Source organism: Roseomonas sp. OT10 (assembly GCF_020991085.1).
GTDB lineage: Bacteria > Pseudomonadota > Alphaproteobacteria > Acetobacterales > Acetobacteraceae > Roseomonas > Roseomonas cutis.
The window spans coordinates 218,693-233,037 of sequence record NZ_CP087719.1; the positions used below are offsets into that span (position 1 = coordinate 218,693).

11 protein-coding genes are annotated in these 14,345 nt (G+C 74.2%); all 11 read right to left on the minus strand.

Annotated elements, in window-relative coordinates; translation table 11 throughout:
* Position 1: 1 nt before the first annotated feature.
* On the minus strand, positions 2-709 hold the full coding sequence (locus LPC08_RS01180; protein WP_230450909.1) for a GntR family transcriptional regulator: 708 nt from the start codon (positions 707-709) through the stop codon (positions 2-4).
* Positions 710-792: 83 nt separating this feature from the next.
* Positions 793-3,693, minus strand: a complete 2,901-nt coding sequence (locus LPC08_RS01185) for an FAD-dependent oxidoreductase (RefSeq protein ID WP_230450910.1) — start codon at positions 3,691-3,693, stop codon at positions 793-795.
* A 160-nt stretch (positions 3,694-3,853) separates the two neighbouring features.
* Positions 3,854-4,741 carry a 4-hydroxy-tetrahydrodipicolinate synthase gene (dapA, locus tag LPC08_RS01190; protein ID WP_230450911.1) on the minus strand — a complete coding sequence of 296 codons (888 nt, stop codon included), beginning with the start codon at positions 4,739-4,741 and terminating at the stop codon, positions 3,854-3,856.
* A 216-nt stretch (positions 4,742-4,957) separates the two neighbouring features.
* Positions 4,958-5,767 carry an IclR family transcriptional regulator gene (locus LPC08_RS01195; protein WP_230450912.1) on the minus strand — a complete coding sequence of 270 codons (810 nt, stop codon included), beginning with the start codon at positions 5,765-5,767 and terminating at the stop codon, positions 4,958-4,960.
* Between the two features lie 43 nt (positions 5,768-5,810).
* On the minus strand, positions 5,811-6,629 hold the full coding sequence (locus tag LPC08_RS01200; RefSeq protein ID WP_230450913.1) for an HpcH/HpaI aldolase family protein: 819 nt from the start codon (positions 6,627-6,629) through the stop codon (positions 5,811-5,813).
* Positions 6,630-6,654: 25 nt separating this feature from the next.
* Positions 6,655-8,652 (minus strand): ABC transporter substrate-binding protein, encoded by a 1,998-nt coding sequence (locus LPC08_RS01205; RefSeq protein ID WP_230450914.1) that lies wholly within the window; start codon positions 8,650-8,652, stop codon positions 6,655-6,657.
* 507 nt (positions 8,653-9,159) lie between these two features.
* Positions 9,160-9,834 (minus strand): RraA family protein, encoded by a 675-nt coding sequence (locus LPC08_RS01210; protein WP_230450915.1) that lies wholly within the window; start codon positions 9,832-9,834, stop codon positions 9,160-9,162.
* Positions 9,835-9,952: 118 nt separating this feature from the next.
* Entirely contained in the window at positions 9,953-10,942 is a 990-nt protein-coding gene (locus LPC08_RS01215) for a Bug family tripartite tricarboxylate transporter substrate binding protein (RefSeq protein ID WP_230450916.1), read from the minus strand.
* A gap of 47 nt (positions 10,943-10,989) precedes the next feature.
* Positions 10,990-11,790 carry a fumarylacetoacetate hydrolase family protein gene (locus tag LPC08_RS01220; RefSeq protein WP_230450917.1) on the minus strand — a complete coding sequence of 267 codons (801 nt, stop codon included), beginning with the start codon at positions 11,788-11,790 and terminating at the stop codon, positions 10,990-10,992.
* Positions 11,780-13,420, minus strand: coding sequence for an ABC transporter ATP-binding protein (locus tag LPC08_RS01225; protein WP_230450918.1), 1,641 nt, complete (start codon positions 13,418-13,420; stop codon positions 11,780-11,782). The genes LPC08_RS01220 and LPC08_RS01225 overlap by 11 nt, the downstream gene beginning before the upstream one ends.
* Complete coding sequence (locus LPC08_RS01230) at positions 13,413-14,345, minus strand: ABC transporter permease (protein WP_230450919.1); 933 nt, start codon at positions 14,343-14,345, stop codon at positions 13,413-13,415. Before LPC08_RS01230 ends, LPC08_RS01225 begins: the two co-directional genes overlap by 8 nt.

The following is a 14,345-nucleotide window of genomic DNA, read 5'->3' on the forward strand; positions in this document are numbered from 1 at the left end:
GTCAGCTCACCACGGTCAGGGCGAAGGCGTGCAGGCTGCGCAGGTGCTGCTGCGTCGCCTTGCGCACCGCGCGCGCATCGCCGGCGGCCAGCGCGTCGAGGATGGCGAGGTGCTCCAGATTGTCCGGCTGCAGCCGGTCGCGCAGGCGCGCGATCTCGAACAGGTGCGTCGTGGCGCGGAGCTGGCGGACCATCTGCATCAGCACGGGATTGCCGCAGGCGGCGATGAACAGCTCGTGCAGCCGGGCATCCACCTTCCAGTGCGCGTGCCGGTCCCAGTCCGGCGCCTGGCCCAGCGCCAGGATGGCGTCGCGCACCGCCTCGATCTCCTCAGCCCGCACGCGGCCGATGGCCAGCGCCGCCGCCTCCGGCTCGACGATCTCGCGGACCTTCAGGCTGTAGAGGTACTCGGCCAGGTCGACGCCGCGCACCATGTAGGAGCGGCTGCCGTTCTTCACGACCATGCCCTCCCCCTCCAGCCGCTGCAGCGCCTCGCGCAGCGGGGTGCGGGAGATGGCCAGGGCCTCGGCCAGCTTGGCCTCCAGGATGGTCTCGCCGCCCTTCAGCCGGTGGTCTCGGATCATCGCCGAGAGCGAGGCATAGGCGAGGGTGGAGAGGTTCTGGGAGGGGCCGTTGGCCGGCCGGGTCGCGGCCGGCCTGGATACGGGCGGCGCGGCGACGGCCGGCGCGCTGTCGTCGATCAACGCCATGGGTTGGTTTAAGCGACCCGGGCCCGCGGCTGCAAGCTCGGGCCCGGCCGCCCCGCGGGCGCCGGCGCGCTTCCGGCCGCCGCTCATCCGAAGCGCGCGATGGAGAAGGCGGACAGGTCCCGCCCCGCATCACCCCGCAGGATCAGGCGGGCCGTGACCTGCCCCAGCATCGGCCCCAGCGTGTAGCCGTTGGAGGAGACGGCGTTGAAGAAGCCCGGCTCGGCCGGGTGCTCGCCCAGGATGGGCGCGCCGTCGATGTTGATGTTCATCGCCGCCCAGCTCCGTAGCACGTGCAGCCGTTGCAGCGCCGGGACCACCCGCTGCGCCACCCACAGGTTGCCCTCCAGGCTCTCGCGCAGCGGGCGGGGGCGGTGGTGGACGGGGTCGAGCGTCGCCGTCCAGCCGCCGCCGATCAGGAAGTTGCCGTTGCCCGCCTGCTTCAGCGTCAGGTGCCGGTCGGCATGCGCGACCAGGGCGGAGACCATTGGCGCCACCGCCTCCGTCACCACCATCTGCAACGGCGCGCCGAAGACGGGCACGCGGTGGCCCAGCATGTCCCCCACGCGCGAGGCGAAGGCGCCGGCCGCGTTCACCAGGCGCCCGGCCAGCAGCGTCCCGCGGCTGGTGTGCAGCAGGAAGCGCCCGTCCCGCCGCTCCACGGCGCGCAGGCTGGTGCGGTCGAAGACCCGCGCCCCGGCGGCGAGGGCGGCGTCCAGGATGCCCTGCGTCGCCACCAGCGGGTTGATCTTGCCCTCTTGCGGGCAATACGCCGCGCCCAGCAGCCCGGGCGCCAGGTGCGGCTCCAGCCGGTACAGCGACGCCGCGTCGATCACGCCGCATTCGATGCCCATGGACCGTTCGACGGCCGTCTTGGCGTCGAGGAAGCGCAGGTCGCGCTCCGTCTCCGCCACCATCAGCCCGCCGGTGCGCTTGATCTCGAAGTCGCGCCCGGTCTCGCGCTCCAGCGCCTCCCACAGCGCCACCGAATCCCGTTGCAGCGGCAGGGTGCGCGCGGCGGGCGAGCCCCCGGCCTCCGCCTTGGCGCCGTAGTCGAAGGAGAGCAGCTGCACGTGCAGGCTGCCGGCATTGCCGCCCGAGGCCATGGCGTTCGGCCGCCCGGCCTCCAGCACCACCACGTCATGCCCGGCGCGTGCGAGGAACAGCGCGGTGGACAGCCCGGCGATGCCCGCGCCGATCACCACCGTCGCCGCCTCGTGGACCGGCAGCGGCGGCCCCTCGGTCGTGCGGTCGGGCGGCAGCAGGGCGCGGCGGTGCCCGCCCCATTCCGGCTTCTCCACCGCCAGCGCCGGCAGCGGCACGGGGCGCAGCGGCATCTGCGGCGCCAGGAGGTCCGCCTCGCCCCCCGGCGGGGCCCCGATCACCCGCGCCAGGTGCGCGCCGCAGTAGCGCCCCTGGCAGCGGCCCATGCCCGCGCGGGTCAGCCGCTTGAGCGTCGCCACGTCGCGCACGCCCTCTCGCTCCGCCACGGCGCGCAGCCGGCCGAGGCTCAGCCCCTCGCAGCGGCAGAGCAGCGTCTCCTCCTCCGCCGGGAAGGCGGGCGGCGGCGCGGCGAAGGCGGCCCAGAGCGCCGACTGGAAGCGCCGCGCCCGGGCCAGGGCCTGCCCGGCATCGCCCCCGCGCGGGCGGGAGCGGCCGGCACGATGGGCGATCGTGGCCCCCGCCAGCCGTCCCTGCGCCAGGGCGACATGGGCGCCGCCGAAGCCGCCCGCCTCCCCCACCACGAAGACATCCGGCAGCGAGGTGGCGCCGGACTCGTTGCGCACCACCTCGGCATGGCTCTGCCCGGGCGGCACGGCATGGGCGCAGCCCAGCAGGCGCGGCAGCTCCGAGGCGGGGGCGAAGCCGACGCCGAGGCAGACCGCATCCGCCTCCACCGTCACGTCCCGTCCCGCGACGAAGCCGCCCCGGGCGTCCAGCGGCGCCAGCACGGCACGTTCCACCCGCTCGGCGCCTTCCAGCCGGCGCAGCCCATGGCCCCAGAGCAGCGGCACGCCCGACCGCCGCAGCCGCCCCACCAGCCCCAGCCCCTGCATGGCCAGGCGCGGCTGGGCCCGGACCATGGCCCAGCCGGCCGCCGGGCGGGAGAGCGGCCTCCCCGCCTCCGCCACCGCCGCCACCGCGCCCCCGGCGCGCAGCACCTCCGCCGCCACCTGGAGGTGCAGCGGCCCATTGCCGGCGAAGAGCACCCTCTGGCCCGGCAGCACGCCATGGCTGCGCAGCAGGGTCTGGCAGGCGCCGGTGGTCATCACCCCCGGCAGAGTCCAGCCCGGCACGATCTGCGGCCGCTCGTAGGCCCCCGTCGCCACCACCAGCCAGCGGCAGCGCAGCCGCGACGCCTGGCCCCGGCGCAACAGCCCCAGCTCCAGCCCGCCCTCCGGCTCACCCTCCGGGCGGAAGGCGCCCCAGACCAGGGTCTCGCTCTCGATCGCGGCCCCCGCCGCCAGCGCCGCCGCGATCAGCGCCGCGCCGTCGCGCGCCTGGCGGTCGCCGCCGCCGCCCGCCGGCTGCTTGTAGAACTGCCCGCCCGGCTTCGGCCGCTCGTCCAGCACCAGCACGCCCAGCCCGGCCTGCGCTGCCATCAGCGCCGCCGCCAGCCCGCCCGGCCCGGCGCCGACCACCACCACCTCCGCCTCGCGCAACGGCAGCGGGCCCGGCGGCAACCCGGACAGCGCGGCCTGCCCCTCCAGCGCCGGCCGGGCCGCCGCGAAGCGCCGCACCTCCATCCCCGGCTCGGCGGTGGTCAGGCAGGCCCGCTGCCCCAGCCGGCCGTCCACGCTCACCAGGCAGTCGTGGCAGACCCCCATGCCGCAGAAGGCGCCGCGCGGGGCGCCGTCCGCGCCCGTCGCCTGCGCCACGAGGCCATGCGCGACAAGCGTGGCGGCGAGCGTCTCGCCGGGCTCGGCCCGGAGCGTCTCGCCATCCACCCGGATGGGGAAGGCCGCGGGGGAGGGGGAGCGGGTCATGGGCGTCGGGCCTGCGGACACCCCGGTCGCCCGAGGTCATCGGCCTCCGGCGTGCCCCGGACCCCGCGAGCGGGGGGGCGGGGGCCCTGCTCCTGCCGCACAGGGGGCGGCAGGGGCGAATGGCGGCGCCTTTTCCCCGGGGCCACGGGCGCGGCGCCCGTCAGGACGGGAAGCGCAGTCCGAACTGCGCCACCAGCTTCGCCATCTCCGAGTCCTGGGCCGCCGCCAGGGGCAGGCGGGGCGGGCGTGGCAGGCCGGCGGGGAAGCCCATGTGGTTCATCAAGGACTTGGTGCCGCTGACGAAGAGGGGGCCGAAGACCGCCTCGATGACCGGCAGCCAGCGCAGGTAGAGGTCGCGGGCCTCGAAGACCTTGCCCTCGTCCGCGACCAGCTCGAACAGCCGCGCCATGGGCTTCGGCGCGACGTTGGAGGCGACGGCGACCCAGCCCTCCGCCCCCTCGACGAAGGATTCGAAGCCCAGCACGCCGCCGAAGACCGTCATGCGGTCGCCGCAGAGCCGGATGATGTCGCGCACCCGCGTCACCTCCAGCGAGGATTCCTTGATGTACTGGCAGCCCTCGATGGTGGCGAGGCGGGCGACGATGCGGGGAACCAGGTCCACATTGGTGACGGCCGGGTTGTTGTAGACCATGACGGGGATGCCGATGGCGTCGGCGGCCGTCTTGTAGTGGTGGTAGAGCTCGTCCTCGCTGGGGGTGCAGTAGAAGGGCGGGATGATCATCACCCCGTCCGCGCCCAGCCGCTCCGCCTCGCGCGAGCGGCGGACCACCTCGCGCGTGTCCTCATGGCCGGTGCCGATGAGGACGGGGACACGCTTGCGGGCCGTGTTCACCACCGTCTCGACGACGGCGGTGGTCTCCTCGGGCGAGAGGGAGAGGAACTCGCCGGTCGAGCCCAGCGGGATCAGCCCGTGGATGCCCTCGGCGATCTGCCAGTCGACGTAGGCGGCCAGGGCCTTCAGGTCCAGGCGCCCCTCCGGGTCGAAGGGGGTCACGCAGACGGTGAAGGTGCCACGGAAGGCGCTCATGCCCGATGCCTCGTCTGTCAGCGGTCGCCGTCCCAAAGGTCGGCATGCAAACTGTATTCGGTTTGTATTTCACACTTGGCGGCCAAGCGCCAGACGAGCTTCGGGCGGACGCGACCCGCGCCGGAGAGGCAGGGTCGGCCCGGGTGGCATGGGGCAGCACAGGAGGGCAGGGGAGGGGAGAGGGGGGCGGCAGCGGCCGGCGGCCGCGGCGGACCCTCAGGCGAGGCGCAGGCGGATGGCTTCCGCGCCCTCGCGGAAGGCGGCGATGACGTCCTGGCGCAGCGCCGGGGTCTGGCGCTGGAGCGGAATGGAGGCGACCAGCGCGGCGGCCGGCTCGCCGGGCGGGCAGGCCAGGGGAATGGCGAAGCCGGCCAGCCCGGTATTCGCCTCGCCGAGGCTTTCCGCGATGCCGTCGCGGCGGATGACCGCCAGCGCCTCCTCCACCTCCCGCCGCGTGGCGAGGGTGGTCGGGCTCAGCGGGCGGAGCGGGACCTCGGCGAAGTAGCTCTCCAGCTCGGCCGGGGAGAGGGTGGTCATCAGCGCCCGGCCGCCCGCCCCGACGTAGAGCGGCTTGGCGACCCCCAGCGTCACCACGGCCTGCAGCGCGTGGGCGCAGCGGCAGTACTCGACGTCGATGCGGTGGTTCCCGTGCCGGACGCTGAGGATGACCGTCTCGTTCAGCCGGTCGCGGATGGCCGCCAGGACCGGCCGGGCGGCGTCCAGCAGGACGGAGCGGGCCCGGAAGGCGCCCGCCAGCGCCAGGGCGCGTATGCCCGCCATGTACTCGCCGCTGCCCGGGCGGCGGCTGACGAAGCCGCGCCGGGTCAGCACGGTGAGGAGGCGGAAGGCGGTGGTCTTGTTCAGCCCGGTGGCCCCGACCACCTGCGACAGGGTCAGGGCCGGCCGGTCCTCGGTGAAGCTCTCCAGGATCGACAGGGCGCGTTCCAGGGAGGTGGCGGCATAGGCGGTGCCGTTCCCCTCCCCGTCCCTCGGCGCGCCCCCCACGCCCTTCGTCGGAACCGCCAAGCCTCGCCCTCCCGTCGCAGCGCCCGCCCTGGCGCCCATGGCATCATCCCGGCCGGCTGGCGCGCAACTCCTCCACCATCTGCGCCGCGCCGGCCGCGATGAAGCCCGCGTCGCTGGTCAGGGTGGTGAAGCGGATGCCCTCGCGCAGCCAGGCGGCCTGGCGCGACCGGTCCTTGTCCCCTCCCAGGCCGGCGTACTTGCCGTGCTTCCGGCATGCGGCGATCACCCGCCGGATGCCGTCGCCCAGCGCGGCGTCGGTGAAGGCGCCCGGCCTGCCCATGTCGATCAGCAGGTCGTTGCAGCCGATGTGCAGCACGTCCACGCCCTCCACCGCCGCGATCGCCTCGGCATTCTCCAGCCCCTGCCGGGTCTCGATCATGCAGACCACCAGCGTCGCCGCATCCATGGCGGGGATCGCCTCGGCCAGCGGCACGGCCGCGGTGTTGAAGACGGCGTAGCCGCCGGCCGCCGAGCGCCGGCCGCGCGGCGGGAAGCGGCAGGCGGCGACGCAGGCCCTCGCCTCCTCGGGCGTGTTCACGTCGGGGAAGATGATCCCCGTGGCGCCGTTGTCCAGCAGCGGGCCGATATTCGGGTCGGCGACGCCGCGCACCCGCACCAGCGGCGTGACGCCGCAGCCCAGCGCCGTCTGGGCGATGTCCGCCACCGTCTCGGTCGAGAAGACGGCGTGCTGCATGTCGATGAAGATGAAGTCCTGGCCGCTGTTGCCGGCGATGCGGGCGATCTCGCCGGAGCGCGAGAGGCGCACGATCATGCCGATCGCGGCCTCGCCCGACCGCATCCGGTCGAGCGCGGGGTTGCCCGCGAAGAAGCCCTCGCGCGGGAAGGGGGTTCTCTGGATCATGGCGACGGCCTTTCCCCTGGACGGGTCAGCGGAAGAAGTACTGCTGCGGATAGGCCGCGGCGGGCGTGCGGCAGTGGTTGGCGATGCAGGTGCGGCGCGGCACGTTGCCCAGCCGGTTGCTCACCAGCCGCAGCCCGAAGCTGCCGGGGGAGACGCCGACGACGCCGATCGACCATTGCTGGTCCACCGCCACCCTCCAGATCTCCTGCGCGATGCGGTTCCGCTCCTCCTCCGGCTTCGCGGAGGCCGAGCGGAACAGCTCCATCACGCGCAGGATCTCCGGATCCGTCGGCTGCTCGCCGGCGGCGCCGCCGGAGGCGTACCAGGCGGCATAGGCCGGCCCCATGGCGGAGTTGGCCGCATCCACCGGCAGCACGTACTGCGGCACCAGGAAGAGCTTCTCGGAGCCGGAGTTGCTCCAGGGGAAGATCTGCACCTGGTTGGTGCGCAGCCGGCTGTAGGCGAGGGAGCGCTCCATCTCCCGCACGTCCAGGAAGATGCCGATGCGCCGCCACTGCTGCGCGATCATCTCCAGCTGCTGCGGGTAGGGCTGCAGCGCCTGCGTCGCCGCCGCCTGCAGCACCAGGCGCTCGCCATTGTCGGTGCGCAGGCGGAAGCCCTGGGAATCGCGCCTGGTCAGCCCCAGCGCGTCCAGCATGCGGTTGGCCTGGGCGGGATCGTGGGTGGACCAGCGCCGGCGCCATTCCGGCCCGGGATTCTCCGGCGAATCCTCCGACACCACCGGGGAGCCGGGCGTGCCCAGGCCGAGCCAGAAGGTCTCGTTCAGCTGTTCGCGGTCGATGCCGAGGGAGAGGGCGCGGCGGAAATCCGCGTTGCGCAGCCACCTGCCGATCTCCGGATCGGCCGTGTAGCTCATGTTCATGTGCAGCGCGAGGTCGGAGCCGTAGGTCGCGAGGTCGATGTGCACGGCATAGCCGGCGCGGTCCTGGTTCTCGATGAAGACCGGCAGCTTGGCGAGCTGAAGATGGCGCGCCTGGTGGTCATAGGAGCCCGCGGCGGCCCGCAGGTTCACCACCTCCAGGTTCTCGGCCAGCATCATGCTGATGCGGTCGATGTAGGGCAGCTGGTTCCCGGCGGTGTCCACCATCCAGTAGTAGGGGTTGCGCTCCAGCACCCAGTTCGGGGTGTTGATCGGCTGCACCGTGCGCCAGGGGCCCAGCGTGGGCAGCGCCGGGTTCAGGCGCCAGTCCTTGAGGAAGTGGAAGTACTGCACCCAGGTCTCGAAGCCCGCCTCGCGGGCCTTGCGCGCCACTTCCTGCTCCGAGGAGTAGCGCGGCAGGAAGGCCCGCAGGTAGTGCGCCGGGGCGTAGCCGCCGAAGGTGCCGCCATCGGACTGGCGGTAGGACTGGCCGCCGAGGTTGGTCTGCGCCGCGATCTGCTCGACCAGCAGGAAGTTGGGGTGCTCGAACTCGAAGGCGACCGTCACCTCGTCGATCTTCACCACGCGGCCCGGCCTGCCCTGGGACTGCATCTCCTGCATCACGCCGCCGCCGAGTTCGCGGTTGCCGTAGACGTCCTCGAACCAGAAGACGAAGTCGTCGGCGGTGAAGGGCGCGCCATCCGACCAGCGCATGCCGCGGCGGAGGGTGAGGGTGGTGCGCCGCCCGTCGGGGCTGACCTCCCAGGCCCGGGCGACGCTGGGCATCAGCCGCGTGCCGCTGCGGTCCCAGCTGAGGATGCGGTCCGAGGCGTTGATGCGGTTGCCGTTCTCGCTGTCGCCCGGGCCGGTGAAGCCGCGACGCCAGATGCCGCCGTAGCGGCCGACCTCCTGCAGCGGCTGCAGCACCAGCGGCTCGGCCGGCAGGCGCTGCTCCACCGGCGGGAGGCGGCCGGCGGCGACCTCGGCCGCCAGTTGCGGCGCCTCCTGGAAGCGCTGTGGCCGGCGCGCCGGGTCCAGCACCACCTCCGCCCCTTCCAGCTCGCTGACCAGGCCGGAGGCGGCCAGGTCGGCCGGCTGTGCCCGGCCGCCGGTGGGGGACAGGCCCAGGGGGATGGACAGCATCAGGACTGTGGCCAGCCGGAACGGCACGCGGCTGGTCCGTCTCGCGACACACCGCATCGTTTCCTCTCCCTTCGCCCTCCCGGTATGGTCCAGGAGTTTCATTATGTGAAATCTAGATTGATAGAATGAAATATCCGCACCGCCTGCCGGTGCTGTCAACGCGTTTCCGCCCGGCGCGGCATGCGCCGCCCCGGCGCCGTCCAGTCCCCTGGCCGGGTGCGGAGATCGGGAGGTGTCACGGGGGGCGCTGCGGCAGCAGGCGCCATCTTTCTGTCGTGGCGGTGCCGATGTCGCCGACGGCCTGGCGACGGGAGGCCCGCGGGTGCCCGTGGCCGGACGTCGGAGGCGGGCAGGGCGGCCCGCGCCATGGGCCTCGGGCGTGATCCTGGAAAAAAGCAGCCCCCGGGGGCGGCCGGGGCACGGCCTCGGCGCCGAAGGCCGGCGGCACCCCCTCCCCGGGGGCGCCATCGGGGACCGGCCGCCCGACGGGCGGCCGGTCCTGCCGCGTCAGCGGACCGCGCAGCCCTTCCCGGCCAGCGTCTCCTCGACCCAGCGCCGGTCCATGCCGCCGGTCGCGATCGAGGCGATCGACTTCGCCTCCTTCGCCGCGTGCTGCTCGGCTGCGGCGATCGCGTCCGCCGCGTCCGCGCGGGGCACCACCACGACGCCGTCCTCATCCGCCGCGATCAGATCGCCGGGCATCACCACCAGCTGGCCGCAGGCCACGGGATAGCCGATCTCGCCCGGCCCGTCCTTGTACGGGCCGGCCGGGGTGGCGCCGCGCGCCCAGACGCCCAGCTCCAGCTTCGCCATCTCGGCGATGTCGCGCACGGCGCCGTCGATGATGAAGGCGGCGATCCCGCGCGAGACGGCGTAGCGCGCCATGATGTCGCCCATGATCGCGGTGCCCATGTCGCCGCCCGCGTCGCAGACCACCACGTCGCCGGGCTTCGCCAGGTCCAGCGACCGGTGCAGCATCAGGTTGTCGCCCGCGCGGGCGCGCACCGTCAGGGCCGGTCCGGTCACGGTCCTGCGGCCGCCGTAGGCGCGGAGGCCGCCGCGCATCGCCTGCATGCGGTTGAGCACGTCACCGATATTGGCGACCGGCAGCTCCGCCGCGCGCGCGACCAGGGCGGGATCGACCCGCTCGAACTCCGTCCGGATCCTGAAACCGACGGTCATGGGCATACTCCTGTCAGGGAAGGCGGGAATCCGGCGCGAAGGCGCCGGACGGGTTGGGGCGCACGATCCGCACGGGGCGGCAGGATGGGGGCCACCCCTTGCGCCGTCGAGGACGCGGCTATTCCGCCGTGATGCCGGCGTCGCGCACCACCTTGGTCCAGCGCGCGATCTCCGCGGCCTGGAAGGCGGCGAACTCCTCCGGCCCGGCCGGGAAGGCGATGGCGCCGAGATCGGCGAAGCGCCGCAGCAGATCCGGTTGGGCCAGCGCCGCCCGCGTCGCCGCGTCGATCCGGTCGACGATCGGCCGCGGCGTGCCGGCGGGGGCGTAGAGCCCGCTCCAGGTGTCCATGGTGAAGCCCGGCAGCGTCTCCGCCACCGTGGGCAGCTCGGGCAGGGCGGGCTGGCGCTGCGGCGCGGTGGTGGCCAGCACCCGCACCTGCCCGTCGCGCATCAGCGGCATGGCGGAGACGCTGGTGTCGAACATCATCTGGATCTGCCCCGCCGTCAGCGCCGTGGTGGCGGGGGCGGTGCTGCGGAAGGGGACGTGCAGGATGTCGACCCCGGCCATCATGCGGAACAGCTCCCCCGCCAGGTGGGTGGAGGTGCCGTTGCCGCCGGAGCCGTAGGCCAGCGCCCCCGGCTTCGCCTTGGCCAGCGCGATCAGCTCCGGCACGCTGCGCGCCGGGACGGAGGGGTGGATGGCCAGCAGGTTGTAGCCGGTGTTGGTGCGCGAGACGGCGACGAAGTCGCGCACCGGGTCGTAGGGCAGCCGCGTGCCGTAGAGCGGCACGTTCACCGCATGGGTGGTGACGCTGCCCAGCAGCAGCGTGTAGCCGTCGGGCGCCGCGCGGGCGACCGCCTCCGTGCCGATGATGCCGGAGGCGCCGGGCCGGTTCTCCACCACCACCGCCTGCCCCAGCTCGGCCGAGAGCCGCTCGGCCAGGATGCGGCCCTGGACGTCGGTGGCGCCGCCGGGCGCGAAGGCCACGACCAGCCGGATCGGCCGGCGCGGCCAGTCCTCCGCCCGGGCCGCCCCGCCCCGTGCCAGGACGAGTCCCCCGCCGCCCAGCGCCAGCAGGCCGCGCCGCGTCGTCGCCATGCCGTTCATTCCCGTTTCCTTCCCGTATCCGTCTCGTATCCGTTCCTGCCCTGGCCTCAGCCTGCCCGCGCCTGCCCGGCCGCGGGCAGGCGGAAGGACAGCGTCCCCCCCGGATGGCCGCCCGGTCGCAGCGTCGCCTCCACCGATACGCCCGGCGGCAGCGGCACAGGGCCGACGCGGGCGCCGGTGACGATCACCTGCCCGGCGCGCAGCGGCACGCCGCGCGCGGCGGCATGACCGGCGAGCCAGGCGAGGCTTTCCAGGATCGTCGCCCCGGCGGGGGCGCCGCGATCCTGGCCGGCGGGGCGGCCGTCGATGCGCAGCGCCGCCTCGATCCGGGCGACGTCGAGCAGCCCGGCGCTGCCGAGGGCCGGGCCGAGCAGGATGGCGGCGTTGCTCTGAGCATCGGCCAGGGGGAGGAGCGAGTCCAGGGCCCGGCGGTCGGCGAAGCGGGAGGCGAGCAGCTCCACCGCCACATGCACGGCGGCGATGGCCGCGCGCAGCGCCGCCGGGTCCCGCGCCGCCTCGGGCCCGAGGTCGCGGCCCAGCACCAGGCCGAGTTCCACCTCCGCCTCCGGCGCGGCGGCCAAGGCCGGCAGCGCCCCGGGGTCGCGAAGCACCAGGGCCTGCGGCACGGCCGAGGCGAAGATCTGACCGTCCGGCTTGGGCGGCCCCGCCTTCCAGCCGCCGACCGGCCCCAGCCCGCGCAGCACCGCGTCCTGGACGGCATAGGCCTGGGCGGCGCTGCGGGGGCGCAGCGGCCCGGGCAGGGTGGGCAGAAGCCGGTTCTCCCGCCGCGCGGCCAGCAGCAGCGCGGCCGCCTCGTCGGCGGGGAAGGAGGCGTCGTCAAGCGGCATGGGCGGCACTCGCATGGAAGGTGGGGCTCGCCGCGATCAGGGCGCGCGTATAGGCCTCGCGCGGGGCGCCGAAGATCTGCGCCGTCGGCCCCTGCTCGACGATGCGGCCGCGGTGCATCACCAGCACGCGGTCGGCGAAGTCGCGCACCACCGGCAGGTCGTGCGCGATGAACAGGTAGGACAGGCCGTATTCCGTCCGCAGCCGCTTCAGCAGCTCGATCACCTGCGCCTGGATGGAGACGTCGAGCGCCGAGACCGCCTCGTCGCACAGGATCAGCTCCGGCCGCAGCGCGAGCGCGCGGGCGATGGCGATGCGCTGGCGCTGCCCGCCGGAGAACTGGTGCGGGTAGCGTTGCGCGTGCTCGGGCCGCAGCCCGACCTGCTCCAGCAGCTCCGCGACGCGCGCGGGGCGCTGCGCGGGCGGCAGCACGTCGGGGTGGATCTCCCAGGGCTCGGCGATGATCTCGCCCACCCGCATGCGCGGGTTCAGCGAGGCGGTGGGGTCCTGGAACACCACCTGCACCTGGCGGCGCAGGCGCTTCATCTCGGCCGGCGTGGCGCGGGCGATGTCGAGCCCGCGATAGAGCATCCGCCCGCCGCTGGGCGTCTCCAACCCCAGCAGGGTGCGCGCCAGGGTGGACTTGCCCGAGCCGGATTCGCCCACCACCCCCAGCACCTCGCCTCGGTCGAGGTCGAAGCTGATCCCCTCGATCGCCTTGAACACCTCGCCGGTCGCGCTGCCGAACATGCCGCGCCGGATGACGTAGTGCTTGGACAGGTCGCGCACCCGCAGCAGCGGCTCCTCCGCCGGCGCGGCCGGCTCCGGCAGCGGGCCCTGGCCGGGCAGGGCGGCGAGCAGGCGGCGGGTGTAGGGGTGCTGCGGGTCGCGCAGCACCCGGGCGACGGGGCCGGTCTCCACCACCTCGCCGCCGTTCATCACGGCCACGCGGTCGGCGAATTCCGCGACGATGCCGAGGTCGTGGGTGATGAGCAGGATGCCCATCCCCGTCTCCGCCTGCAGCTCCTTCAGCAGCTTGAGGATGCCCGCCTGCACCGTCACGTCCAGCGCCGAGGTCGGCTCGTCCGCCAGCAGCAGGTCGGGCCGGAGGGCGAGGGCCATGGCGATCATGATCCGCTGCCGCTGCCCGCCGGAGAACTGGTGCGGGTAGTCGTCGTAGCGGCGCGGGGCGTCGGGGATGCCGACGCGCTCCAGCAGGGCGAGCGTCTTGCCCCGCGCCTCCGCCGCCGCGACGCCATGCGCGCGGAACGCCTCGGCGATCTGCCAGCCGATGGAATAGACGGGGTTCAGCGCGGCCAGCGTGTCCTGGAAGATCATCGCGATCTTCCGCCCGTTGATCTCCCGCCGCTCCTCCTCGCCGATGGTGAGGAGGTCGCGCCCGCCATAGAGCACGCGGCCGGCGGTGATGCGGCCCGGCGGGCAGTCGATCAGCCCCATCACGGCCGAGGCGCTGACGCTCTTGCCGGAGCCGCTCTCGCCCAGGATGGCCAGCGTCTCGCCGCGGTCGAGGTGCCAGCTCACGCCGCGCACCGCGCGCACCCGGCCGGCGGAGGTGTGAAACTCCACCGCGAGGTTCTCGACGGCGAGGAGGTGATCCGCGTCCTCAGGCATCGGTATCCGCCCTGGCTTCCAGGCGCCAGCGCTGGGCGGGGTCGGTCAGGACGCGCACCCAGTTGGCGACGAGGTTGATGGAGATGGCCGTCAGCGTGATGGCGAGGCCGGGCCAGAAGGAGCGCCACCAGGCGGTGCCCAGCGTGCCGCGCCCCTCCGCCACCATCAGCCCCCAGGTGATGTCCGGCGCCTGCACGCCCAGGCCGAGGAAGGACAGGCTGGATTCCGAGAGCATGACGAAGGCGAATTCCAGCGTGGCGACGGTGACGAGCGTCGGCGCCACGATGGGGACGATGTGCCGCCGCACCAGCCGCCCCGGCGAGGCGCCCAGCACGCGGGCGGCGGTGACAAACATGCGCTCCCGCACCTCCAGCGTCTCGGCGCGGGCGGTGCGCAGGTAGATCGGGATGCGGCTGACGATCAGCACCAGCACGACGTTCGCCGCGCGGGGCTCCAGCACGTAGAGCACGATCAGGGCGAGGAGCAGCGAGGGGAAGCTCATCACGATGTCGGCCAGGCGCAGGATGACGTGGCTGGCCCAGCCGCGGGCGAAGCCGGCGACGAAGCCCAGCGCGCCGCCGATCAGCAGCGCGCCCAGCACCGCGCCGCCCGCGATGAGCAGCGTCGTGCGGCTGGCCACGATCAGCCGCGCCAGGATGGAGCGGCCGAGGCTATCCGCCCCCAGCCAGTAGAGCCAGCCGCCGGTGCCGGAGAAGGGGCCGAGGTTGCGGCCGCGCAGGTTGATCGCCAGCGCCTCGCGCCCCACCAGCTCCGGCCCGATGGCGGCGGCCACGAGCACGACAAGGAGGAAGAGGGCGGCGAGGAAGGCGAACTTGTCGCGCCAGAGCAGGGAGAGGCCGCGGCGGAGCGTCCCGGGGCGGCGGGGGGCGATGGCCTGGGCCATGGGAAGGGCGTGCTCGCTCAT

Coding starts and splice junctions, on each gene's coding strand:
- LPC08_RS01205 (WP_230450914.1), bottom strand. CDS start 8,652: ATGCTGTCCATCCCCCTGGGCCTGTCCCCCACCGGCGGCCGGGCACAG.
- LPC08_RS01185 (WP_230450910.1), bottom strand. CDS start 3,693: ATGACCCGCTCCCCCTCCCCCGCGGCCTTCCCCATCCGGGTGGATGGC.
- LPC08_RS01210 (WP_230450915.1), bottom strand. CDS start 9,834: ATGACCGTCGGTTTCAGGATCCGGACGGAGTTCGAGCGGGTCGATCCC.
- LPC08_RS01220 (WP_230450917.1), bottom strand. CDS start 11,790: ATGCCGCTTGACGACGCCTCCTTCCCCGCCGACGAGGCGGCCGCGCTG.
- LPC08_RS01225 (WP_230450918.1), bottom strand. CDS start 13,420: ATGCCTGAGGACGCGGATCACCTCCTCGCCGTCGAGAACCTCGCGGTG.
- LPC08_RS01200 (WP_230450913.1), bottom strand. CDS start 6,629: ATGATCCAGAGAACCCCCTTCCCGCGCGAGGGCTTCTTCGCGGGCAAC.
- dapA (WP_230450911.1), bottom strand. CDS start 4,741: ATGAGCGCCTTCCGTGGCACCTTCACCGTCTGCGTGACCCCCTTCGAC.
- LPC08_RS01180 (WP_230450909.1), bottom strand. CDS start 709: ATGGCGTTGATCGACGACAGCGCGCCGGCCGTCGCCGCGCCGCCCGTA.
- LPC08_RS01230 (WP_230450919.1), bottom strand. CDS start 14,345: ATGAGCGAGCACGCCCTTCCCATGGCCCAGGCCATCGCCCCCCGCCGC.
- LPC08_RS01215 (WP_230450916.1), bottom strand. CDS start 10,942: ATGAACGGCATGGCGACGACGCGGCGCGGCCTGCTGGCGCTGGGCGGC.